Source organism: Mycolicibacterium arabiense, from assembly GCF_010731815.2.
Taxonomy (GTDB): domain Bacteria; phylum Actinomycetota; class Actinomycetes; order Mycobacteriales; family Mycobacteriaceae; genus Mycobacterium; species Mycobacterium arabiense.
The window spans coordinates 2,503,672-2,526,706 of record NZ_AP022593.1; the positions used below are offsets into that span (position 1 = coordinate 2,503,672).

At 62.8% G+C, this 23,035-nt stretch carries 20 protein-coding genes; 16 read left to right on the plus strand and 4 right to left on the minus strand.

The features are described 5' to 3' along the window. The first annotated feature begins 31 nt into the window (after positions 1-31). From gmd to G6N61_RS13730, 5 genes are all read left to right on the plus strand, one after another. Positions 32-1,081, plus strand: a complete 1,050-nt coding sequence (gmd, locus tag G6N61_RS13710) for a GDP-mannose 4,6-dehydratase (RefSeq protein WP_163919025.1) — start codon at positions 32-34, stop codon at positions 1,079-1,081. After that, positions 1,081-2,061 carry a GDP-L-fucose synthase family protein gene (locus tag G6N61_RS13715; protein WP_163919026.1) on the plus strand — a complete coding sequence of 327 codons (981 nt, stop codon included), beginning with the start codon at positions 1,081-1,083 and terminating at the stop codon, positions 2,059-2,061. The genes gmd and G6N61_RS13715 overlap by 1 nt, the downstream gene beginning before the upstream one ends. Before the next feature lie 85 nt (positions 2,062-2,146). Beyond that, entirely contained in the window at positions 2,147-3,055 is a 909-nt protein-coding gene (locus G6N61_RS13720; RefSeq protein WP_163919027.1) for a class I SAM-dependent methyltransferase, read from the plus strand. A gap of 139 nt (positions 3,056-3,194) precedes the next feature. Further along, positions 3,195-4,733, plus strand: a complete 1,539-nt coding sequence (gene wzy, locus G6N61_RS13725; protein ID WP_163919028.1) for an O-antigen polysaccharide polymerase Wzy — start codon at positions 3,195-3,197, stop codon at positions 4,731-4,733. Further along, positions 4,726-5,652 carry a class I SAM-dependent methyltransferase gene (locus G6N61_RS13730; RefSeq protein WP_163919029.1) on the plus strand — a complete coding sequence of 309 codons (927 nt, stop codon included), beginning with the start codon at positions 4,726-4,728 and terminating at the stop codon, positions 5,650-5,652. Before wzy ends, G6N61_RS13730 begins: the two co-directional genes overlap by 8 nt. A gap of 12 nt (positions 5,653-5,664) precedes the next feature. On the opposite strand, the gene G6N61_RS13735 is transcribed toward G6N61_RS13730, so the two are convergent. Beyond that, positions 5,665-6,612 (minus strand): NAD-dependent epimerase/dehydratase family protein, encoded by a 948-nt coding sequence (locus tag G6N61_RS13735; protein WP_163919030.1) that lies wholly within the window; start codon positions 6,610-6,612, stop codon positions 5,665-5,667. Between the two features lie 137 nt (positions 6,613-6,749). Continuing rightward, positions 6,750-7,553, minus strand: coding sequence for a class I SAM-dependent methyltransferase (locus G6N61_RS13740; RefSeq protein ID WP_163919031.1), 804 nt, complete (start codon positions 7,551-7,553; stop codon positions 6,750-6,752). Positions 7,554-7,790: 237 nt separating this feature from the next. Between G6N61_RS13740 and G6N61_RS13745 the strand changes: the two genes are divergently transcribed. The 7 genes from G6N61_RS13745 (at position 7,791) to G6N61_RS13775 (ending at position 15,095) form a co-directional block, all read left to right on the plus strand. Next, positions 7,791-8,582 (plus strand): hypothetical protein, encoded by a 792-nt coding sequence (locus tag G6N61_RS13745; protein ID WP_163919032.1) that lies wholly within the window; start codon positions 7,791-7,793, stop codon positions 8,580-8,582. A 275-nt stretch (positions 8,583-8,857) separates the two neighbouring features. After that, positions 8,858-9,448, plus strand: coding sequence for an acyltransferase (locus G6N61_RS13750; RefSeq protein ID WP_163919033.1), 591 nt, complete (start codon positions 8,858-8,860; stop codon positions 9,446-9,448). Positions 9,449-9,533: 85 nt separating this feature from the next. Further along, positions 9,534-10,661 carry a glycosyltransferase gene (locus G6N61_RS13755; RefSeq protein WP_163919034.1) on the plus strand — a complete coding sequence of 376 codons (1,128 nt, stop codon included), beginning with the start codon at positions 9,534-9,536 and terminating at the stop codon, positions 10,659-10,661. A gap of 66 nt (positions 10,662-10,727) precedes the next feature. Further along, the gene (locus G6N61_RS13760) at positions 10,728-12,200 is read left to right on the plus strand and encodes a lipopolysaccharide biosynthesis protein (protein WP_163919035.1); all 1,473 of its coding nucleotides are present in this window, start codon (positions 10,728-10,730) and stop codon (positions 12,198-12,200) included. A gap of 176 nt (positions 12,201-12,376) precedes the next feature. Continuing rightward, complete coding sequence (locus tag G6N61_RS13765; RefSeq protein WP_163919036.1) at positions 12,377-13,159, plus strand: FkbM family methyltransferase; 783 nt, start codon at positions 12,377-12,379, stop codon at positions 13,157-13,159. Positions 13,160-13,293: 134 nt separating this feature from the next. Further along, positions 13,294-14,022: an FkbM family methyltransferase gene (locus tag G6N61_RS13770; protein WP_163919037.1), complete on the plus strand. Its 729-nt coding sequence runs from the start codon at positions 13,294-13,296 to the stop codon at positions 14,020-14,022. A 20-nt stretch (positions 14,023-14,042) separates the two neighbouring features. Next, a complete protein-coding gene (locus G6N61_RS13775) occupies positions 14,043-15,095 on the plus strand; it encodes a glycosyltransferase family 4 protein (RefSeq protein WP_163919038.1) in 1,053 nt (350 codons plus the stop codon). A gap of 51 nt (positions 15,096-15,146) precedes the next feature. Here G6N61_RS13775 and G6N61_RS13780 read toward each other — a convergent pair whose 3' ends face one another. Further along, a complete protein-coding gene (locus tag G6N61_RS13780) occupies positions 15,147-15,968 on the minus strand; it encodes a class I SAM-dependent methyltransferase (RefSeq protein ID WP_163919039.1) in 822 nt (273 codons plus the stop codon). 347 nt (positions 15,969-16,315) lie between these two features. Here G6N61_RS13780 and G6N61_RS13785 point away from each other — a divergent pair, with 347 nt between their 5' ends. Continuing rightward, positions 16,316-16,723, plus strand: a complete 408-nt coding sequence (locus G6N61_RS13785; RefSeq protein ID WP_179973622.1) for a hypothetical protein — start codon at positions 16,316-16,318, stop codon at positions 16,721-16,723. A 49-nt stretch (positions 16,724-16,772) separates the two neighbouring features. Here G6N61_RS13785 and G6N61_RS13790 read toward each other — a convergent pair whose 3' ends face one another. After that, positions 16,773-18,050 (minus strand): glycosyltransferase, encoded by a 1,278-nt coding sequence (locus G6N61_RS13790; protein ID WP_163919040.1) that lies wholly within the window; start codon positions 18,048-18,050, stop codon positions 16,773-16,775. A gap of 596 nt (positions 18,051-18,646) precedes the next feature. On the opposite strand from G6N61_RS13790, the gene G6N61_RS13795 reads away from it, so the two are divergent. Genes G6N61_RS13795 through G6N61_RS13805 form a run of 3 tightly spaced genes read left to right on the plus strand, consistent with a single transcriptional unit; the run spans position 18,647 to position 23,033 of the window. Further along, the gene (locus tag G6N61_RS13795; protein ID WP_163919041.1) at positions 18,647-20,968 is read left to right on the plus strand and encodes a UDP-glucuronate decarboxylase; all 2,322 of its coding nucleotides are present in this window, start codon (positions 18,647-18,649) and stop codon (positions 20,966-20,968) included. A gap of 31 nt (positions 20,969-20,999) precedes the next feature. After that, positions 21,000-22,466: a sugar transferase gene (locus G6N61_RS13800; protein WP_163919042.1), complete on the plus strand. Its 1,467-nt coding sequence runs from the start codon at positions 21,000-21,002 to the stop codon at positions 22,464-22,466. A gap of 45 nt (positions 22,467-22,511) precedes the next feature. Further along, positions 22,512-23,033, plus strand: a complete 522-nt coding sequence (locus G6N61_RS13805; RefSeq protein WP_163924808.1) for an arsenate reductase/protein-tyrosine-phosphatase family protein — start codon at positions 22,512-22,514, stop codon at positions 23,031-23,033. The last annotated feature ends 2 nt before the right edge of the window (positions 23,034-23,035 follow it).

The following is a 23,035-nucleotide window of genomic DNA, read 5'->3' on the forward strand; positions in this document are numbered from 1 at the left end:
CCGACAGCCATCCACCGGAGTTGAGGCACCCATGACGAAGCGAGCTTTGATCACCGGTATCACCGGCCAAGACGGGTCTTACCTGGCGGAACTGTTGCTCGGCAAGGGCTACGAGGTCCACGGCGTCATACGCCGCGCTTCCACGTTCAATACGTCGCGAATCGACCATCTCTACGTCGATCCGCACTCACCCGGCGCCAAGCTCTTCCTTCACTACGGCGACCTGAGCGATGGCGTCCGCTTGGTGACCTTGCTTGCAGAGATCGACCCGGACGAGGTGTACAACCTCGCCGCACAGTCCCACGTCCGGGTGTCATTCGACGAGCCCGAGCACACTGCTGACACGACCGGATCGGGGACGATCCGTCTCCTCGAGGCCGTGCGGTTGTCGGGTATCAAGACCCGCTTCTACCAGGCCTCGTCGTCGGAGATGTATGGAGCGACACCTCCGCCACAGAATGAGAACACACCGTTCTACCCGCGCTCACCGTACGGCGCGGCCAAGTTGTACAGCTACTGGATCACCAGGAACTACCGTGAGGCCTACGGTCTATTCGCAGCCAACGGCATCCTGTTCAATCATGAATCACCCCGTCGCGGCGAGACATTCGTGACCCGCAAGATCACCCGAGCGGTGGCCGCGATCAAGGCCGGTAAGCAGGAGTACCTCTACATGGGGAACCTCGATGCGGTGCGCGACTGGGGATACGCCGCCGAGTACGTAGAGGGCATGTGGCGGATGCTCCAAGTCGACGAACCCGACGACTACGTACTTGCGACCGGCGAGGGTTTCACGGTCCGAGAGTTCCTGGAGATCGCGTTCGGCCACGTCGGTCTGAACTGGCAAGATCACGTCAGATTCGACGAACGATACTTGCGCGCAACCGAAGTCGACTCACTGATCGGCGACGCATCACACGCTCGAGAGAAGCTCGGCTGGGTACCAACGGTTCACGGACGCGAACTGGCCAGGCTCATGGTCGACGCAGACGTCGAGGCACTCGATCACGTCGGCACGTCTTGGATCGACAAGGTCCTGCTCGCGTCGTGGGGAACGGCCGTTCGAGAAGCAGTCGTGTAATGACATTCGGCGAGCGGTTCACGCCTCGCGGACTTGACCGAGACGCGACGTTCTACGTCGCCGGGCACCGCGGCATGGTCGGCTCGGCGATCGTGCGACGACTACGGGCCGCGGGGTTCGAGAATGTCGTCGGCAAGACTTCGGACGAGTTGGATCTCAGGAACCGTGACGCGGTCGTCGATCTCTTCAGCGACGTCAAACCGAAGTACGTCGTCCTGGCCGCAGCAAGAGTCGGCGGCATCATGGCCAACAGCAATCACCCGGTGAACTTCCTCAGCGACAACCTACGCATCCAGGTGAACGTGCTCGATGCGGCCCAGGCCATGGACGTCGAACGTCTGCTGTTCCTTGGCTCTTCCTGCATCTATCCGAAACACGCCGAACAGCCGATTCGCGAGGATTCGCTGCTCACCGGGCACCTCGAGCCGACCAATGACGCCTACGCGATTGCGAAGATCGCAGGAATCATGCACGTCCAGGCGATACGGCGACAGTATGGCCGCCCATGGATCTCGGCGATGCCGACGAACCTGTACGGGCCCAACGACAACTTCTCCTCGGAGAATTCGCACGTGCTGCCTGCACTGATACGTCGCTACGACGAGGCCGTTGCATCCGGCGCGCCATCGGTCACTAACTGGGGCAGCGGCTCACCGCGTCGCGAATTCCTGCACGTGGACGATCTCGCAGACGCCTGCCTGCATCTGCTCGAGCACTACGACGGCCCGGAACACGTGAACGTCGGCAGTGGGACGGACGCCACCATAAGGGAGATCGCCGCCGTCGTCGCCTCGGTCGTCGGCTTCACTGGCGAAACGAAGTGGGATTCCACCAAACCCGATGGGACGCCGCGGAAACTGCTCGACGTCTCGAAGTTAACCGCTTCCGGTTGGACGTCCAAGATTGGCTTGCGTGACGGATTGGAGCGCACGGTCGCCTGGTATCGCGACCATGTCGGCGCACTCAGAGGACGTTCGTGAACCATGCCACCTGAAATGCATGACGCGACGGCGGCGACGCTTCAGGGCGCTTCCAATTGCGACGACCTCAGGGAGAACGGACATCGTGGGGATTAGCTATCTCGGGGCCAGAATGATGTGGGACGCAAAGCAGCGCGGTGTCTGCTTCGACGAAGTACTGACCCTCGGCCATCAAACGCTACGGCTCTTCCCGTCCGAGGTGGATTACTTCCGCAACGTCTATCGATCCGCCGTCGGCACGGCGCCTACCGTCCTGACCGAGAACCGTTGGAACGATTACGTCGACGACTTTCTCCGTCGGTTTCTCGGGACCAAGACGATCAACGTGCTCGATGTGTCCGACTTCGAGGATGCCGACACCATCCACGACATGAACGCACCGGTACCGGAGGCATGGCACGGTCGGTACGACGTGGTGATCGACGGAGGTTCGCTCGAGCACATCTTCGACGTCCCAACGGCGTTCGCCAACCTCGGCAACATGCTCAAGGTGGGTGGGACGATCTTCATCAATACGCCGGCCAACAACATGATGGGTCACGGGTTCTACCAGTTCAGTCCTGAGCTGATGTACCGGATCTTCTCAGACGAGAATGGGTTCGCGATCCGCAACGTACTTCTCTACGAGGCTCGCTACCCCGGATTGGATCTGACCAAGAAACACACGGTTTTCAAGGTCATGGATCCGAGCGAGGCCCGCCAAAGGGTCGGCTTACTCAACAAGAAGCCTGTGATGATGATGGTGGAAGCGGCAAAGATTCGCGACGTGCCAATGTTCACGACACCGCCGCAACAGAGCGATTACGTCGTCATGTGGGATGGCACCGACGTGGCAAGGGCGTTGCATTGGCGCGAGAGAGTCAAACAAGTCATGCGCTCCCTCCCCCTTCCGGTTCGCGCTCCCATCCAAGGCTTCCACCAAAAGCGGGTCTTCTCCCTCGGCAACAAGAGCGTCTACGAGAGACAGCGATGGACTCCCGGACGACGCGGCTGAGGCGCCCGTAGTGACCAGTGACCACCGTGCGGCATCGGCATGTGCTCACCGCCCTCCCAATGCCCGCGGCAGCGGTGTAGTGCCACCCCGTGGGCATTCGGCATCCGACCTTCGTTGGCCTGCTCGAACTTTGGAAGCCGTGGGGCTTGCGGCCTTCATCGCGCTGTTCTTCCTCGTCCCCGATGGGGCCACGTCGTGGGTGCTCATCGCGAATCTCGCGACCTTCTACGCGTTGTTCCTCCGCGCAATCACCAACCCGGATCGTCTTCTGCCGCGGTTACCGAGCTACTTGACGGTGGAGGTGCTGTTCTTCGCCTATAGCTACCTCATCTTCTACTACCCCTACCAATTGTTCGTCTTGGGTGCGACGGATCTCAGGGTCAGCAGGTTTGTTTCGAACTCCTTCGTCGACGGTTCGAACAAGGCCATCACACTGACCACTATTGGCATGTTGGCATTCACGATCGGACACAGGATCTTGGGCAGAGCTGGTCGCCTCGGGGCCGATGACGCCGACCTAACGGAGCCCGATCGAGACGACGGGGGCCGGCGGTCGCTTTTCCGCCCCTTGGCCATTGCGTCGAGCGCACTGCTCCTGATGCTCGTCGCGATCTACCTACTTGCCGGATGGCGGTCCGCGGGGGAGGGTCGGTACACCGGAACGACGACCAACGCCTTGGGCATCGAGGGCACCTCAACCGCCGTCCTGGTGCTGTGCATGATGGTCGCGGCACTCTGGGTATACGCAAGGGCGAACGCCCTCGATACGCCGCCCATCCTCGTGATCGGGTTGATGGTGACAGTTGGTTGGGCTGTGCGACTTCTGCTTCTTGGCGACCGCAACTCGTTCCTGCTGGTCGCGTTGGTACTGGTCGGGGGTTACTTCACCTTCGTACGTCGAGCCTCACTGATCGTGCTAGCCGGTTCATTCGGAGTATGGATGATCCTGTACTACGCGATTGAAGTGCTCCGAACCATCCCCAACTGGTACCGCACAGGCAACTTCATGCAGGCACTCGAGTATTCCCAGTACCAACAGGGGGCGTCGGGCGAGAACAGTTTCAACGTCACCACCATCACGCTGCGCGCCACCGTGGAGGTGGTCCCCGACGGTCATGACTTCATGTATGGCGTCTTGAAGGTCATCCAGGCTTCGTCGGCTATTCCGTTCAGCGGCAAGCTTTATCTCCCCTACCTCAAACCGGAGTACTCGAACTCGGCTGAGATGCTCACCGAGATACTGCTGGGCCGCCGCGCCACGTGGGGCACCGGCACCAATGTCATCTCGGACTCCTACCTCGACTTCGGCGTATTGGGCGTGGTGGCAATCATGTTCGCTCTCGGACTGTCGGCGAGGGCGATCCGCAATTACGTGGCCCGTGACCCGTACGACCCCCACCGCGTGGTCATGTACTTGCTCGCACTGGCACTGTTCGCCGAACTTCCCCGCTACGCCATCGAAGTGCCAATCAGATTCCTTGCCTGGGCGTTGATACTCAGCACGGTCATCAAAGCGACTGCAGGACGATTGCACAAACGGCGACGTCCAGGCAGCAGCGGCGCCCGTCCCAAGACATCGACTACGACGGAGGAGTTCGTGTCCAGAAACGAACAGGGCCAGCGGCGCACGCCGTTCGTCGTGAAGTCAGCGGCCCATGAGGATCCGGGAAATGAGTAGCGCGCACCTGATGGCCGAATCGTGTCCCGCGTGCGGCGGGTCGCAGATGCGGGTGCTCAGCGAGCCCCGTCCACAGTACGTCGAGCGGTGCTCGTCGTGCGGCTCAGCGTTCTTTCACTTTGGCACCGCGGTCGCCGTGAGTCATAGCGACCAGTACAACGTCGAGGCCAACTATCAGCGCTACCTAGAGGCGGCCAACGAGACCTCGTGCACGCAGCGATTCGACGAGACGATCACCCGACTCGAGGAAATGCTCCGCGGCGTGGATCGGCCCGCGGTATTCGACATCGGTGCGGGTGGCGGCGACTTCTTGGCCATGGCAAGAGATCGCGGTTTTCGCATTCACGGGAACGAAGTGTCTCAGCCCGCCATCGACGCTTGCCGCGAACGCCATGGAATCGACCTGGCCTTGGGAGACGACCTCAGGTCATTGGCAGCGGACCTCCCCAGTTACGACGCGGTAACCATGTGGTGCGTCATCGCACACGTCGACGATCCGGACGAGTTGTTGCGCGGGGCGCGAATGCTTCTGCGTCCGGGGGGAATACTGTTCTTCAGTACGCCGAGGTACTGCGCGATCGACTGGATTGCTCTTTGGTTGCGTCGGCTGACATTCGACAGGTATCGCCGGGTCTTCGATCGGCGGATCAACCATCTCCATCGACGCCAATACTCTCGCCGCGGGATGGAGGCCATGTTGCGGCGAGAGCGGTTGATGCCAATCTCCGTCGAACCAGCCATAGGATACGGACTCCACATGGAGGAGTACCTTCGCTCCATCGGTCTCCCGAGCGCAGTCGCGAAGCCGATTGGAAGGGTCCTCGAGACCGGCGCCAACGTTGGGCTGCTGCCCCGAAACATCCTGAATGTCTACGCTCGCGCCATGGAATCGACGGAGACGGAGTTCGAGCAGCGCTGAGGTGACGACGCGTCAGCGAAGATCACTCTCAGCAGCCCATTTCAGCTGCCTTTCAATTCCTTCTCGCAAGCCCACGACGGGCCGCCAACCAAGCACCGACCGGATAGCGGCAGTGTCGCCGCCCGTCCTGCGAACGTCGCCGGCCATGGCCTCGACCCGAGTGACCGTCAGTTCGGTACTGGCGAGTTCGCGGAAGACGTCTAGGACTTCGTTGACCGAGGTGTAGGACCCGCCGGCAACGTTCAACACCGTCCCGGGCGTAACATCGCAGGTTGCGGCGAGTACGTTCGCTTCGACTACGTCATCGACGTAGGTGAAGTCGCGAACCTGTTCTCCGGAACCGAAGATGGTGATCTCGCTACCACGAACAGCCGCCTGAGCGAAACGTGTGAACGCCATATCCGGACGTTGGCCAGGACCATAAACCGTGAAGTACCGCAACGACACCGTTGGGATGTCGAAGCTTGATGCGTACAGGCTGCACAAGTGCTCGGCGGCAAGCTTCGTCACCCCATAGGGGCTGATCGGTTGCGGTCGGTCGGACTCGCTCGTCGGAAACCGCTCCGCATCGCCATAGATCGACGACGACGACGCGAACACTAGACGCCGAAGAGACCTGCTATCTCGGCTCGCTTCCAACAGCTTTTGGGTAGCTTCGACGTTGCAGCGAGTGTAGGTCGCGAACTCATCACCCCAGGAGGAGCGCACACCGGGCTGCCCGGCGAGATGAAAGATCACGTCGACACCATCGAGGACGCCACGCAAATCGACTTCATTGAGGTCCGCCTCAACGAATTTCACGCCGGCGCGAACAGCCCCATCGGCGTTGGCACGCTTGAGCGCAACGTCGTAGTAGTCCGTGAACGAGTCGAGGCCGACGACGTCGTGGTCGTCGTCCCGAAGCCGCTTCGCCAGGTGACTCCCCACGAATCCTGCCGCGCCAGTTACCAAGGCATGCATACACCGACTCCCTCGCCCTCGTCATCGGGGTGGCCGTCACTACCGAATCATCGCCTTGGTAGTTACCCGAACCGAGCCCGCCCATCCAAGCGTCGACGATGCAACCCTACAGAGGATGGCGCGAGGTTGGACGACCTTTACTCGCTGGCTTTCGAAGTCGTCAAGTACATGACCCGTGTGTTGCGATACATCCAGGCCGCCAACCGGATCAGGGGTGCAGGCAGCCCGGGGTAACCGAGCTTGAAGAGCACGCGCTGTCGGGAAGCGTCGCGCAGATTGACCGACAGACCGGCAGCCTCCAGCACGCGACGAATTTCGGCAGGACGGCGGTAGAACGTCTCGTGTTCGCTGTAGTCCGAGAAGATTCGGGTGCGTTCCGCCAGCGTCCATTCGGTGAAGTAGGGCGCCGTCCGGCCAGTGGCCAGCGCCAGCTTGATCGCCCCACGACGGAGTCTTCCCTTTGGCAACCAATGCACGGCCGGGGCACGAAGGTGGGGTTCCGTCCAGATCCACTTCGCGGGGAAGACATGCAGCCCGACGCCACCCGGTTTCGTTGTCCGTGCAACTTCTTTCGCGAGCTGCGCGAGGTCTGCGACATGCTCGAAGACCTGATCGGATATGACGATGTCGAAGTGATCGTCCGGAAACGGGTAGACCTCACCCTCGAGCACCGCCAGTCGATCGGGCCCAAGATAGTCGCGACCGTTCGCCACGTAATCGGCGCGGACATCGATGCCGAGCGCATCGAATCCCTGCTCGACGAGCCAGGCGACAGTGTCACCACGTCCACACCCGACGTCGAGCACTCGCAGCGATGACCGCTGGCGGCCATCAGAGACCCTGAACAGCCAGTTCGCGATCGACGGCCCCGGATCGCTTGCCCCCTGTAGAGGGCTGAGTTTTACGTGGCCGTCGTGCTCGTTGAGGGACGGCAGGTCCATGAACCGTTCGTACCACGCACAGTGGCGAAAGACCAGGTGCTACAAGGTCGTCTGCATACCAGCGACACCGGGACGCCGGAACCCTATGCTTGCCTGATGGCTCACAGGCGACCAGTCTCGAGTGGGCCCGACCCAGCGAGGCCCCGGTGGAGACTTCGATCCCAGGGCCAACCAGTCAAAACTGGCGGAAACCAGATCCGTCTCATCAAGTCGGTTCTGGCGATCGTCTGCACGGTGTTGCTGCTCGTCGGCTGTGGTGGCGATCGCAACGAAGAGACCTTCGAGTATTCGTCCGTTGACTTCACGACGAAGCCGAACGGCGACCCACCACCGATCCTTGATTCCGGCGAGCCAGTGGACTACGTCCTTCAGTCCATGAACGGACGCAAGCCACAGATCGTGGACGGCAGACTCGTACACGGGGAACTTCCCGCGCCGGGGGATTCGAGGAACTTCGCGAATTACTACCAGGCCCGGCTCGACGGCGACTGTCACGCTTACGGTGCCAGTTTCACCGTTGACGCGAGCGAGGGTACGGCTGGCCAGGGTTACACGACGCTAGCGGCATGGGCCGACGTCTACGAGGCGGCAGGTCCGGTGCCAAAGACGCCTGGTCACATCACCTTCAGTACCACCACCGGTGCGTGGCAATGGTGGGTGAGCGATGGTGGCGGCAGCGGATCGCAGCACCTCAAGGTCGTCAAATCGGGGACATTCTCGCCCCCCGCCTTCGACGGCGCGACGGTGTGGGAGACCGCGGTGTTCCTCGATCCCGATGCAGGCATCGCCTACCTCACGCTGCCAGGTGACGATGCGAAGACTGGATCACGGTTCGTGACACTCACCGACCGCGAGATCGCCGACGCTCTCGGGGCGGTTGACCTTCCCGCCACCACCATTGCCGACACCGTTTCGGGCTCCGACGTCGTGATGGTGGAGCACTATGCGAACAAGGGCACTGCCGAAACTGCTCGCTATCCCGAGTTCTTGAGCATGTGGGCGTACTCGCAACGCCCGGCCAAGGGGTAGCCGCCGATACTGCACCGACCGCGTTGGTCGGCCGGATACGAGGTGTCCGATAGAGCCCGGCCGACGTCTCCCGTGGGTAAAGTGTTGCCCCTGCGTATTTCGAGTCGGGCAGGAGCAATTCCTCGCTTGATGCAGCGGATCGTTCGCATCACTGGCGCTTGATACCCGAGCGACATGACTTCGAGGAAGGACTGACCATGACGCTTCGTTCAGCCTTGGTGGCCATCGTCGGTCTACTACCGGCTAGCCGTCTCAAGAACGCTGCGCTCCGCCGCATGGGGTGGACCATCGGCCACGACGTTCGAATCGGTTCATGCCTCGTCGTGGCGGTAGAGCAGGCACGCTTGAGCGACGGCGTCAGCATCGGACCGTTCAACGTGTTTCGGAATTTGGCCGGCCTCGAGTGCGGGGACGACGTTCGCCTAGGCCAGTGGAATTGGTTCACTGCATCGGGTCACATGCGGCAAGCGGGCGGGTCCGGAACGCTGACCTTGGGCCCACAATCATCGATCACGTCAAGGCATTACGTTGATTGCACCGGTGGTGTGCGGGTAGGCGCGTACAGCACGATCGCCGGCGAGCGATCGACCCTCCTCACTCACGGCATCTCCTGGGTGACCTCAGACCAGACCTATGACTCGATCGAGATCGGTGAATATTGCCTGTTGTCTTCCAACGTGAACGTGACCCCGGGCTCAGTGGTGGGAGATCGCGTCGTCGTCGGGATGGGCGCGACCGTCGCAGGCAATCTCGCCGAACCGGGTCTGTACGTTCAGCCACGCGCCGTGCTCGTCAAGCCCGACCTCACCGGGCAGTACTTTCAGCGACAACTGGGCAGTGTGACGACCGTCCGGCCGCGCACGTGACCCACCGCGACGACGAGGTCTGCCGAAGTTTCGGCTATCCCTCGAGCCGTATTCGTCATGACGCGCACCCTGCCGAAGGTTGCAGATGAGGGTCTGCTTCTTCATCGCGAACCTCGGAGACGGGGGTGCACAACGACAATGCGTCGCGCTGCTGAACGCACTTCAGCACACGACGGAAATCGACTTGCACTTGATACTTCTCGGTCCTGGACAACACGAGTCCTCTCTCGAACTGGCTCGACTGCGCGTGCACCGCACCGAAGTGAGGAACTTCGCAGACCCCAGGTCGCTCGTCTTCGTGATCCGCACACTGCGCCGTCTTCGACCGGATCTACTGATTTCCTGGCTTCATCCGGCCGACATTTGGTCGTACGCGGCCACCCGGGTAATTCGGCGAGTGCCCTGGGTGCTCACCGAGCGCGGGTCTACCTACCCCGACGAGGCGGTCTACAACGTCAGGAAACGCTTCGGCAGTCGTGGGGCCGCGGCGATCATCGCGAACTCACGCCCTGGCAGTGAGTTGTGGGAGTCCCTCGCACCCCGGGGCCGAGTGATGGTTATTCCCAACATGGTGCTCGAATCCCAGTTGCCACCCGCAACTGCTGACGATGGAACACCATCGGTCGACTGCTTGTTCGTCGGCCGGCTCGAACGCCAGAAGAACGTCAGTGCGATGACCGCGGCGTTCACCCGATTCGCCGGGGTGCATCCACAATCCAAGCTCGTCGTCGTGGGAAGTGGAACACATGACCAAGACGTGAGACGAATCGCAGTGAGTGCCGGCATGGAAAGTCGGGTCCATTTGCTTGGGTTTCGGAGCGACGTACCAACACTGATGGCGGCTGCACGGGTGCTCCTGTCCTTCAGCCTCAACGAGGGCATGCCAAACGTCGTGATGGAAGCCGTGGCAGTCGGCCTGCCGGCCGTCGTATCGGACATTCCGGAGCACCGGGCGCTGCTCGGGGCGGACTACCCGTTCTACGTGCGCCTCGATGCGACCGCAGACGAAGCCGCGGAGGTCATCAGCGCAGCCTGGACGTCTGGGGCCGAGATGGTGGAGCATGCCTACTCATTCGCGCGCGGCGTCCTGAGAGCGTCGAGTCCAGACAGGGTCGTGGCAGCGTATGTCGATGCCTTCGCGGACGTCGTTGCAAGGGAGAACGATCGGGCGCTTCGACTGGATCGAATCGGCCGGGGCCAGACTCGTTCATGACCGATGCGGGGCGACGCCGGACCCCTCCGGCTGGCGTCGAGACCGGCGAAGACCAAGGCGTCTGTCGTGGACTCTGACACCCGTCGCAATCTCGGCGCTTACTACCTGAACTTCCTCGTCGTTGCGGCGGTGGGCTTCATCGTCAACCCCCTTCTGCTCGGCGCGCTCGGTCCCGTGATGTTCGGCGTATGGAGGTCGCTGCAGCGCTACCTCGACTTCGCGACGGTCGCGGACGGTCGCGCCGCGCAGGCCTTGAAGTGGATCGTGGCCAGCAGGACGACGCTTACCGATGCCGAGAGGCGTCGCGACGTGGGCGCAGCGGTCATCGTGTGGGTTCGATGGCTTCCCATGGCGGCTCTCGCAGCCGCGGCGTTGGCCTTTGCGACACCCCTGCTCATCAAGGGAATTCCGGACGACGCTCGCACCGTGGCGTACACCACCGCAGCGATCCTCGCTGCGAACACCGTCCTCGCCGGACTGCTCGCCATCCCCGACTCGGTTCTGGTCGGAGTCAACCAGGGCTACAAGTCGATGCTCGTCACGACGGCGGCCTTCGTCGTCAGCAACGGCGCGATCATCATCGTTGCGTTCTCCGGCGGTCCGTTGTGGTCGCTGGCCGTGATCGTGCTCGCGACCGCGGTCGTCAACGCTGCATGCACCCTATTGGTTGCCCGGCGTGCGGTGCCCTGGTGGGGCGTTTCACGGCCTACCAGGCCCGACCTGCGCAGGGTCCTCGGGTACAGCTCGTGGACGATCGGCTGGGTCTTGGTCGACAAGCTCTTCCTCACCTGCGAACTCATCGTTCTCAGCGTCATGGTCGGCGCCGTCGCGGTCACCCAGTACACCTTCACCACATTCGTGATGCAGTTCGTCCTGTCGATTGCACTCGTCACCGCTAGCGGGTTCATGCCCAAGCTTGGTTCTCAGCTTGGCGCAACGAAGATGACCGAGGCCGCCGAGTTGGCCAGATCCGTCCGGCATTTGGTCATCGGAGTGGCAGTGCTCGGCAGCGGTGCCATTCTGGCGTTCAACGGGACGTTCGTCGCGCTGTGGGTCGGCAGTGATCAGTTCCTCGGCACGACCCTGAACGCTCTCTTCATCGTGGCCGGGCTGCAGCTGACCTTGATCCGGGTCGATGGACAGATCCTCGACGTCACGATGCGCATCGCGCCGAAGGTGTTGGTCGGATTGTTCAGTAGTGCAGGCGGAATCGCTGCCGGATGCATTGCGTTTGCGGTAAGCCAAGACATCGCCACAGCACTCGTCGCGATCATCGTCATGCGGCTCGTCAGCAACGTTGCCTACCCTGTCTTCGTGGGCCGTTCCATTCCGGGATCCGCTGTACCGTGGCCGCCCGTCATCCTTTCGGGTGTGCTTCTCATCGTCTCCTATGGCATCGGAGTGCTGACCCAGAGCGGTTCCTTTGCAGCCAATTCCGCACTAGCCGTGGGATGGATCGCCTTAGCCGGCATCGTGTCGTGGTGCGGGCTCCTGCCCAAGGCGACGGTCCGCGCCTTCATCGACCGGCGGTCCGGTTGACGCCCCACCATTCCGGCGACCGATGGGCAACGGCGCACCGCCTTCGCAGGCGTATCGACGCCACGTGGGGGCCGATCTGCCCGACCCAAACCGTCGTTCAGTCCACCTCGGACGGGGCGGATAACTAGTGTGATGTGCACGGGAGAATGGGGGCCACTCAGGTGACTTCGAGAGCAATGCTGAAGACGAAGGCGCTGTGGTACGCCAAAGACCTGCAGCGGCTCGGGTTGTCGTATCAGGCTCGGCATCTTCACCGACGCGACAAGCGCGAGTTTCTCGTTCGCGTCAAGGATGTCGGCAACATCGCGCTACGGCCCCGGTCGGCCGATCCAGCGGTCGTGAGCCAGGTGTTCAGCTGGTTGCAGTACGACACCAGTCAGTTTCCGCAACATGCTCGCCTGTTGCAGGCGTACCGCGACATCCTGGGTCGTGGGCATCGTCCACTGATCCTGGACTTGGGAGCGAACAACGGCGCTTCTGCCCGTTGGTTCGCACGCGAGTATCCGGAGGCGAGCATCGTCGCCGTCGAACCCGACGCCGACAACGCTCGCATGTGCCGCTTGAACACCGAGGGGTACGCGGTCGAAGTGATCACGGGAGCGATTGGCGGTGCGCCTGGCCATGTTTGCCTCGACACGGCGGACATGGCCAGCGTGTCCTACACCGCGACCAGGTCGGTCGACGGCGGCGTGCCCGTCGTCACGGTCGCGGAGATCCTGGAGCGCCGCGGCCCAGATCACGAACTCCTCATCGTCAAGATCGACATCGAGGGCTTCGAGGAAGATCTCTTCGCATCGGGCACTGAATGGGTCGAGAAGGCGTACGCCATCATGATCGAGCCACACGACTGGAAGTATCCAGACCGGCATACCAGCCGCCACCTGCAGGAAACGATGGGCCGCCTCGCCTTTCAGATGATGCTCTCGGGGGAGAACCTCATCTACGTGCGGCACGAGTAGGCGTCACCGGTGCGCGCTGGACAGGCCCAACGAGACGCACAGGACCACGAGACAAGAGGAGGTGAGGGCGTGAATTCCTTGCACTCGGCACCGCGCCCCGACCCGCGATGAGGCTGAAACACGAGCTACGAAACTTGGTCAATCGCTACGGCATTGACGTGGTGCGTTATCCCCTGAGTAGCCCGCTGGCACGTACGGCGCGATTACTGGAGCACCATCGCGTGGATTGCGTGGTGGACGTCGGCGCCAATGATGGCGGGTTCGCCACTGCCATCCGAGGACTCGGGTACGCCGGACGAATCATCTCCTTCGAACCGTTGGAAGCGCCCTTCACCTCGGTTCAGCGCAAGGCGACCAACGACGGCAACTGGGACACAGTGCAGTGCGCCGTCGGCGATGTGAAGAGCGAGGTGACGATCAACGTCTCCGGCAACGACGGTCTCTCCAGTTCGGTACTGCCGATGCTGGAAACCCACACGAATGTGGAGCCGACATCGCGTTACGTCGGTAGCGAAACCGTGCGCCAGGAGCGCCTCGACACCCTCCTCCCCCAGCTCGGCATCGGCCGAGACAGCCGCACCTTCTTGAAAGTCGACGTTCAGGGTTACGAGCGTGCGGTACTCGACGGCGCGGCCGAGCTGTTCGCAGATGGCACGATCATCGGCCTTCAGCTGGAACTCTCGTTGGTGCCGCTCTACGGCGGAGCCATGACGTACAGAGAGGGGCTGGACCGCGCTGAAGCGATGGGGATGACGCTCATGGGCCTCGATCCCGTTTTCGCCGACCCGAAGTCCGGGCAGCTGTTGCAGGCAGACGCCGTATTCTTCGCGTCGAGTGCCCGGGGCCAGACGCAGGCCGGATGAATTGCGTCGTCGAGCGCGGCATGAGGGTCACGCTCATCGGTCCGATGCCTCCGCCGGTGAACGGGCAGTCGGTGGTGATGAGCCATGTCGTCGGGAAACTAACACCGCAGTTCGCGAAAATGCGGGTAGCAGACATCGGCGAGGGGCAGACCGGCGGACGGCTGGGGCGCTTCGTCGGAGTTGGTCGATCGGTGCGCGCGTGGCGGTCCATTCCGGGTTCGCGGGCGGTGTACATAGCGGTCAAGGCAGACCATGGCATGTGGCTGACGACGGCGACGGCTGCGGTGGCCCGGCTGTTCCGGGCGCGGGTGTTCCTACATCACCACTCGTACTGCTACGTCCGGGAACGAAAGCCTCGGATGGTCGCGCTGGCGCGAGTCGCGGGACCGCGCGCACATCACATCGTGCTCGCCAAATCCATGGCGCGGGATCTGAAAGCGGTCATGCCGGAGATTCGGCGCACTCTGATCGTCGGCAACGCCGCACTGGTGGACACGACGCTGCTCGACGTACCCCTGAGGGCAGACCGTAGCCAGCTGGTGCTCGGCCACCTGAGCAACCTCTACTTGGACAAGGGGATCGCTGAAGTCGTCGACCTTGCGCTGGCACTCAAGAATGCCCGCACGCCGGCTCGTCTCATTGTCGGCGGCCCCACCACCGACGTGGAGGCGCGCCGGCACCTCAGCCGCGCCGCACGGGAACTCGGGGCCCTCTTCGAGTATCGCGGACCGCTGTCGGGGGACGCGAAACATGCCTTCTACGGCGACATCACGCACTTCGTCTTTCCGTCGCGGTACGTCCACGAGTCGGTGCCGTTGGTTCTCTACGAGGCGATGGCAGCAGGTGCGGTGTGCGTGTCGACCCGGCAGGGGTCGATACCCGAGCAGTTGGCTGGCAGTCCCGGCATACTTGCCCTGAGCAAGGACACGTTCGTCCAGGAAACGCTGCCGGCGTTGATCGGCGCGACGGGGTCGTGCGCTGCGTCGCGAGAGTCGAGACGAGCGTTCACCAGGTCACTCGCTGAGTCCCAGGAACAGCTCGCCGTCCTTGCGACGCAACTGGCGACCGGCTGACTCCCTAGTACGAAGTCGCATGGAGGCCGACAGACCGGACCTGCTGGTCAACTACTGCCCGTGGCCGCGTGCAACGATCCCGAAGGTGTTGCATGGGAACAGATTTCCACCCAAACTCTGGAGCTGCGGAGACTGTGTCGAGAAGTACCGATCCACTTCGACATTGGCGAAGCGCTCGTTGAACAAGTCTTGTAAAGCGTGATCGTCGACGCCCTGACGCACCACGTGATATTCGACGAGATCGGACGGGTTCGAATCGGAGTAGACACCGCGCACGCGACGCCACCTGGTTGCGAGTCCGCGTCTGAGTTCTCCCTGGAATACCCGCCACGCAAAGTAGGAACCCCACGTCAGCGCCCTGTGCCAGCGCTTCTGTCGTGGGTACCAGACCGGGTCCTGGAACGTCACGACAGTGCCACCCGGCCGAAGGACGTTGTCGCACAGCCTCGTCGTCACATCGACGTAATCGGGTATGTGGTGAATGACGGAGATCAACAGAATGAGGTCATACTGTGCACCGTCATCGAAGGGAGCGTTGCCATCTGCGTCGTACACGACGCGCACGGACGTGTTGCCGGAGAACTTCGCGTCAAGGTATTCATAGCTGGCTCTTGACATCTCGGTGACAGTCGCCGAACCACCAGATGCCAGAACCGTATCCGTGAACGAACCGTGTCCAGCTCCGATCTCGAGCACGGCGCAACCACCCTGACGCTTGACGATCTCCTCGACTGCACCGCTGATGCGAGCGTCGATGCGCTTCCTCAGCGCGGCATGGCGTAGGTGGGGGCTGCCAATCGTGTAGTCATGGCCATCCCCGTGTGCGATGTCCTGCGCGTGCTCGACCGCACGCTGCTCTGCATCTGGCGCCATCAGCCGTCCCTCCAACCATTGGAGCCCGTTTCCGGGTCTCGTGAACCGACCGTCACCGGGTTGCGTACTTGACTCTTCAAAAACCGGCATTGAGTGCTCTCGGCGCACGCTCCTCATCTTGAATCAAACCACAGCAAGCATCACAGGACATACCTCATCGATGACACCATCCATTACGCAGCAAAATGACAAGGCACATTCTCAATGAAGGACGGGCAGTGCTGGATTCGGGTAACGTAACCACCAGCTGCGGCCCACCTTGGGCTAAGCGTCCCAGATGATTCGGAAGGGCCGGCTTCATGAGAAGAATCGTTGCACGCGGAGCCGTCGTAATGAGCGCGACAGCCATGCTCGTCGTCATGCAGGGCTCTGGATTGGCTTCGGCCGACGCGATCAGCGGACAGACTTATGCGGATGCATCCGAATACCTCAGCGAAACTGGCTCGGAGGTCGTCATCGCGACCGTCGTCGGCGACCAGCTCGAAAGGGACAAGTGCATCGTCACCCACTGGCAGCTCAACAGCAGCAATAAGGAACAAGCTCTCGTCTACCTCAACTGCAACGCGACGGTGGCGACAGCCGGAGACGCGGGCAACTCGGTGACGACTCCTGCGGGTCAACAAGCGAAGCTCGACGCGAAGCGCGCCGCGAACATCACGAAGGATTCCTCCATCTGCGAGACGTCCGACGACGCCACCGAGTGGTGCATCAGCCTGTGCGAACGCACCGAACTCTGCACCTACACCGGCAGCTAGACCAGGCCCGGCCTCACCGGCGGTAGCGCGACCGCCGAGGCGCCCGCGACTAGCCGTTCGACGTCGCGATGCTCCTTTGCACCGCGAACCGGTCCGCACGCCTCGCCGCAACGTCGCGTATCACTCGATCGAACGCGTCCAAGGCCGCCTCAGCGCCCAGAGCATCCTGGCAGTAGCGCCGTCCAGCACTTCCGTAAACGACCGCTGCATCGACATCTTCAACCAGGTCAAGCGCGGTATCGAGGAGCACCCGCGGTTCGCCTGCGGGCACCGCGACACCTGCACCCGCACGTTCGACCTCACCGGCAGTGATGCCCGTGGGGTCGGTGGCGGCGAGGACCGGCCGGGAAGCGGCGAAGTAAGACGTGAGCTTGCTCGGGACTGCCATCGTGGCGACTCCCGGAAGCTCGTTGACCAAGAGACAGTCAGCGGCAGCCAGCGCACGCCGGTAATCCACCTCGTCCAATGGGTCCACGAACTGGATCCGTTCGATACCGGCCGCTAGCTCCTCGAGTCGCGCCCGCTCACCACCGTCACCCACCAGGACGAACTTCACCGGAGCCCCATCGCGATCTGCCAGTCGCGCCGCCTCCACTACGTTCTCCAACCCCTGCTTCGCCCCCATGTTCCCGGTGTGGACGATCAGACGCACGTCGGTGGGCCATCCCAGAGCCGCTCTGGCGTCCCGACGCGACATCTCAGGCGCGGGCGCGAGGTGGGTCCAATTCTGGATGATCGAAATGCGTTCAGCATCGACCCCGAGGGCCGCGACCAAGTACTCAGCAAACCTCGCGTGGATCGCCACCACACTATCTGCGGCAGAAAGCGCGAATCTCTCGACGAATTTCGTGACGAGCGCCGTGAGACCGCCACCCTCCTTGGTTTCCGCCAATCCAAGCGTGTATATGTCCTGCACCCATACGACTAACCTCGGACGCGACCGCATCAACCGAATTCGCAGCGCAACCATTGCAGTGGCGAATAGGGCTGGCGAAACGGCAACGACAACCGAGTCGGAACCGAATCTGCAAAACAACAACCTCGCGCCGAAACTAAGCTCCGACACCAGTCGGCGAATACCTCTCGGTGGCCTAGGTACGTAATGGCGCACGCGATGAACGGCTACGCCATCGACGTTCTCGGTTCTGCTCCATTGACCGTATCCCTTGCGGATCCTCCACTCGGGATAGAAGGGATGCGCGACGTACGCGGACACGCGGTGATGACGAGCCTCAAGGCCGGCCGCGAGCGCCCCAGCGTAGGGCGCTATGCCCGTGGCGTCCGGCGGGTAGTGCAAGCTCAGTATCGAGACTCGATCTACAGCCATGGCGTGACAGTACAACTCACTTGCCGTTCATGCCGCTGAATGCCTACCACCATGGGGCTAAACGGAACTGCCGCATCAAATCGTCACGACTCGTATGCGACCGATCACCAGATGGACCCCTTGCCGACCCCGGCACCCTAGCCCGGACGTCGCTTGAACAGCGGCGGCGAAAGACGATCCGATAGTTTGCTGAAACTCGAAATACGGACCAAATATTCACGCAGGCGGTAAATACGAGCTGACCGCACATACTTGCTGCTTATCGACCATTTTGACACATACCAATAGTACTGAAACCCACGTCGTCGCAGGTACCGCCTAGTTTTGACGAAGATAACAATTCAGGTTGCTGGGCCCATCCGTCGGTGCTAGCCTCAGGCCACAGGGGCGTGAGCCGAATCACTGAGGGCTCCACGCAGTGAATCGAAAGCGGGGGATCTCTAGTGGTATTTGCGCGCTTCCGCAGGCCCTCTACCTCGCTGCAACGCCTTTTACGACCGAGGCGGCAACGCGGGATGACAGCTCTAGGACGCCTTTAGCGATCGATGTCATTGAGGAGAACAGTTGGTCTTGAGTACTGAATCATAAGGGGAGACATGCGAAAACGTGCGGTACTGACCGGTGGCGCGGGATTCGTCGGCTCGCATCTCGCCGAACGCCTGCTCGCCCAGGGAGTCGACGTCGTGTGCCTCGACAACTTCGTGACCGGAAGCGCAGACAACGTCGCGCACCTGCAGGGGCACGACGGTTTCCGTTTGATGAAAGTCGATGTCAGCGACTATATTTCGATTCCGGGGACCGTTGACTACGTCCTGCACTTCGCGTCGCCGGCGTCACCGATCGACTATGCCGAGCTGCCGATTCAGACGTTGAAGGTCGGCTCGCTCGGAACGCTGCACACCCTCGGCCTGGCCAAGGAGAAGGGCGCTCGCTACCTACTGGCGTCCACCTCGGAGACCTACGGTGACCCCCTGGTCCACCCGCAGCCTGAAAACTATTGGGGCAACGTCAATCCGGTGGGGCCACGAGCCTGCTACGACGAAGCGAAGCGATTCGCCGAGGCACTCACCGTGTCGTACCGCAAGATGCACGGCGTCAACACCGCCATCATGCGGATCTTCAATACCTACGGTCCGAGAATGCGTCCGAACGATGGTCGCGCGATCCCGAACTTCGTCACGCAGGCACTGTCGGGCGCCCCCATGACCGTCCAAGGCGACGGCAGCCAGACGCGATCGCTCTGCCATGTCGACGACCTCGTCGACGGGGCGCTGCGACTGCTGTTCTCCGATCTGGCCGGGCCGGTCAACGTCGGCAACCCGCATGAGATGACGATCCTCGAACTGGCGGAACTCATCCGCGAACTCACGGGGTCCACGAGCCCGCTGGAATTCGTCGACCGCCCCACCGACGATCCGTCGCAGCGTCAGCCCGACATCACTCTGGCCCGCACCGAACTGCATTGGGAGCCGGCGGTCGACGTCGTAACGGGCCTCACGAAGACCATCTCCTGGTTCCGAGATCGGGCCGCCGACGATCAGCCCACCTTCTCTCCTGCCGCGCTCAATCCAGGAAACGCCACCCAGCGCCGCCACAAGGTGGCCGTGATCGGCACCGGATACGTAGGGGCAGTCACGTCCACCTGTCTTGCCTTCCTCGGCCACGACGTCTGCGGCTTGGACAGCGACTCCGCGCGCGCGGGACAGTTGAACAACGGGCAGGCGCCGTTCGTCGAGCCCGGGCTCCCCGAGATCCTCAAGGCGACGTTGTCCTCGGGACGGCTCGCGTTCACCGATGACCCGGCTGAGGCACTGTCCGACGCGGAGTTCGTGTTCCTCTGCGTGGGAACCCCACCCGGCCCCGACGGGTCACCCGACCTGGCACAGCTCGAGAGTGCAATCCAGTCGCTGGCGCCATACCTGCGCCCCAACGTCGTGATCGTCAACAAGTCCACCGTTCCCGTGGGATCCGGAAACTGGACTCGGACGATCCTGGAGGACGCCCTCGAAGGGAACCGCGAACTCTCCTTTCACGTGGTGTCGAACCCGGAGTTCCTTCGTGAGGGCTGCGCCATCGACGACTTCCTGTACCCGGATCGCATCGTGCTGGGCGGTTCGAGCGAGGACGTCACCCGCGTCGCCGAGCTGTACCAGCCGGTGCTCGATCAGTCGTTCGAGGCCGGCCGCCGGGAGGTTCATCCAGCACTGATCACCACGGAACTGGCATCGGCCGAGATGATCAAGTACGCGGCCAACGCCTTTCTGGCCACCAAGATCAGCTTCGCCAACGAGATGGCACAGATGTGCGAGTTGTTCGGTGCCGACGTGCGTCAGGTTCTACCCGCAATCGGAGCCGACCACCGCGTCGGAAACGCCTTCCTGAACCCCGGTGTCGGATGGGGCGGTTCGTGTTTCGGCAAGGACGTCGCAGCGCTGATCTCGTCGAGCCAGGAGTACGGCTACACGCCGTCGATGCTGCAGGCCACCGTTGGCATCAACACCGCACAGCGCGAGAGCGCCGTTCGCAAACTCCAGCGCGAACTGCACATGCTGAAGGGTCGCCGAATTGCACTGCTGGGGTTGACCTTCAAACCCGGCACCGACGATCTCCGCGACGCTCCTGCCCTCGACATCGCCCGCAGACTGCTCGCCGTCGGCGCCGTCGTGTCCGCGTTCGACCCCGTCGTGAAGTCGCTGCCGGACGAGTTCGCGGCGATACGACTGACGCGCGACGTCTACGAGGCGGCCGACCGGGTCGACGCCGTGGTGGTGACCACGGAATGGCCGGAGTTCCGCGCCATCGACCCCGACAGCCTTCGTCGCGCCATGCGCGGCAATCTCGTGGTCGATGGGCGGAACTGCCTGCCAGAACACAGTTTCGCCGGATCGGGCCTACGGCTGGTCGGATTCGGCTGGTGACAACGCATTTGATAGTCCTTGGGGGGGCCGCATGACCATTGAACTACCGCCAAAACGCCCGCAGACGTCCTTTGCGAGCAGGCGCTTCTCGCCGACGGCACACGCCCCGAACCGCGATACCCAGCAGGCACAACACGTTGGCCTTCAGCATCGCTACTCACTGCAGGCCGCCGACCTCGTCACCGCAGCGGCTTCGGCGTGCCTGGGCGCGGTGGTGCTGAGCCACATCAGCGCGGTGCGCGCCGGAAACCTCGGTATCCGAGAGGTATTGCTCGCCTCCATCGCAATGGCGGTCGCACTACACGTTCACGGGCTGTACCGACGCCCCGCAGCACGGCTGCGACCGAGCGAGTGGTGGCGGCCCGCAGTCATCGCGCGATGCCTACCGACCGCGGCGCTACTCGCCCTTGCCGCGGACGCGTTCGTCCTCGGCGGCGGGCGCTCGATGACCCTGACCGCAGCCGTGGCGATGACACTGCCCGCCGCGGTCCTCGTCCCCTTTGGCCGACGACTGGTCGTCAAGATGTTCGACCCGGCCGTGAGCCGGATCCTGGTGATCGGAACGGGCCCCATCTCCGAGCGCCTGACGTCTCGGCTGCAACGATGCCCGGACACGCTGGTCGTCGGTCACGTCGACGACAATGCCGCGCCGGGCACTCCCCTGCTCGGCGGTCTCGCCGACTTGCAGGCGGTCTGTGCGGCGTACCAGATCGACCGCGTCATCGTCGGCTTCCCGAACACCAGCGATGCCATCGTCCTCGAGGCGCTTCGCCAACTCCAGGGCCAGGTACCGGTATCGGAGATCCCGCGCTACTTCGAACTGCACAACTGGCGTAGCGAAGCAGAGGAACTCCAGGGGCTGACCCTCATGCACCTGCCAACGGCATCCCTTGGGCCGCGGGCGCGAATCATGAAGCGGCTCATCGACATGACGCTTGCGACGTGTGCGCTGATAGCCGCGGCTCCCGTACTGCTCGTCATCGCAGTCGCCATCAAGCTCGACAGCCCTGGGCCGGTGTTCTTCCGGCAGGAGCGCATTGGCCGCGGTGGTAGGCCGTTCAGCATCTTCAAGTTCCGCTCGATGACGGCCGACGCGTGGCAACAGCGCAACACGGTGGCACAGCTCAACGAGGTCGACGGACCGCTGTTCAAGATGGCCAACGATCCGAGGGTCACCCGGGTGGGGGCCTTCATCCGCAAGACGAGTCTCGACGAACTCCCCCAGCTCATCAACGTTGTCAGGGGCGAGATGTCCCTGGTCGGCCCGCGACCTCTGCCCGCAGAGGAATCCGACCGCATCGATGGTGCCGGACTGGCCCGCCTGGACGTCAAGCCGGGCATCACCGGACTCTGGCAGGTGTGCGGCCGCAGCGACCTGACCTATGCCGATCTGCAGCACCTCGACTCCGTCTACGTCCGGTCGTGGTCGCTGATGTGGGATGTCCGAATCATCGCCAAGACACCGCACGTCGTGTTCGCTCGCAAGGGCGCCTACTGATCGGACCGATCCCGATATCCTGGGTGCCTAGCCGAGGGGGATCTCCTGCACGTTCTATTCGTCTGCACTGGGAACATCTGTCGCTCACCTACAGCCGAGCGACTCGCCATCGCCTACGGCGCGCGGTCGGGGATCACGGATCTGCGGACGTCCAGCGCGGGAACCCGTGCGGTGCTTGGCCATCCGATCCACGACGAGGCGGCGCGCGTGTTGTCGGGGCTCGGCGGTGACACGTCGAACTTCGCCGCACGGCAACTGACCCCACGATTGGCCGGCGACGCCGACCTGATTCTCACCATGACGAGGGCGCACCGAGACGCCGTGCTCGAACTCGCGCCGCGCCAACTCAAGAGAACCTTCACCATGAGCGAAGCCGCTCGACTCGTGTCCCATCACGGCGCGCGCGACGTCGACGACCTAGCGGCGCTTCGACCCCAGCTCTCCCCCATCGACCGTACGGACATCGCCGATCCGATCGGCCGAGACGCCGACGTCTTCACCACCGTCGGCGCTCGGATCGCCGAACTGCTACCTCCGATACTCGAAATCTGCACACGCGGGCCGTGAGC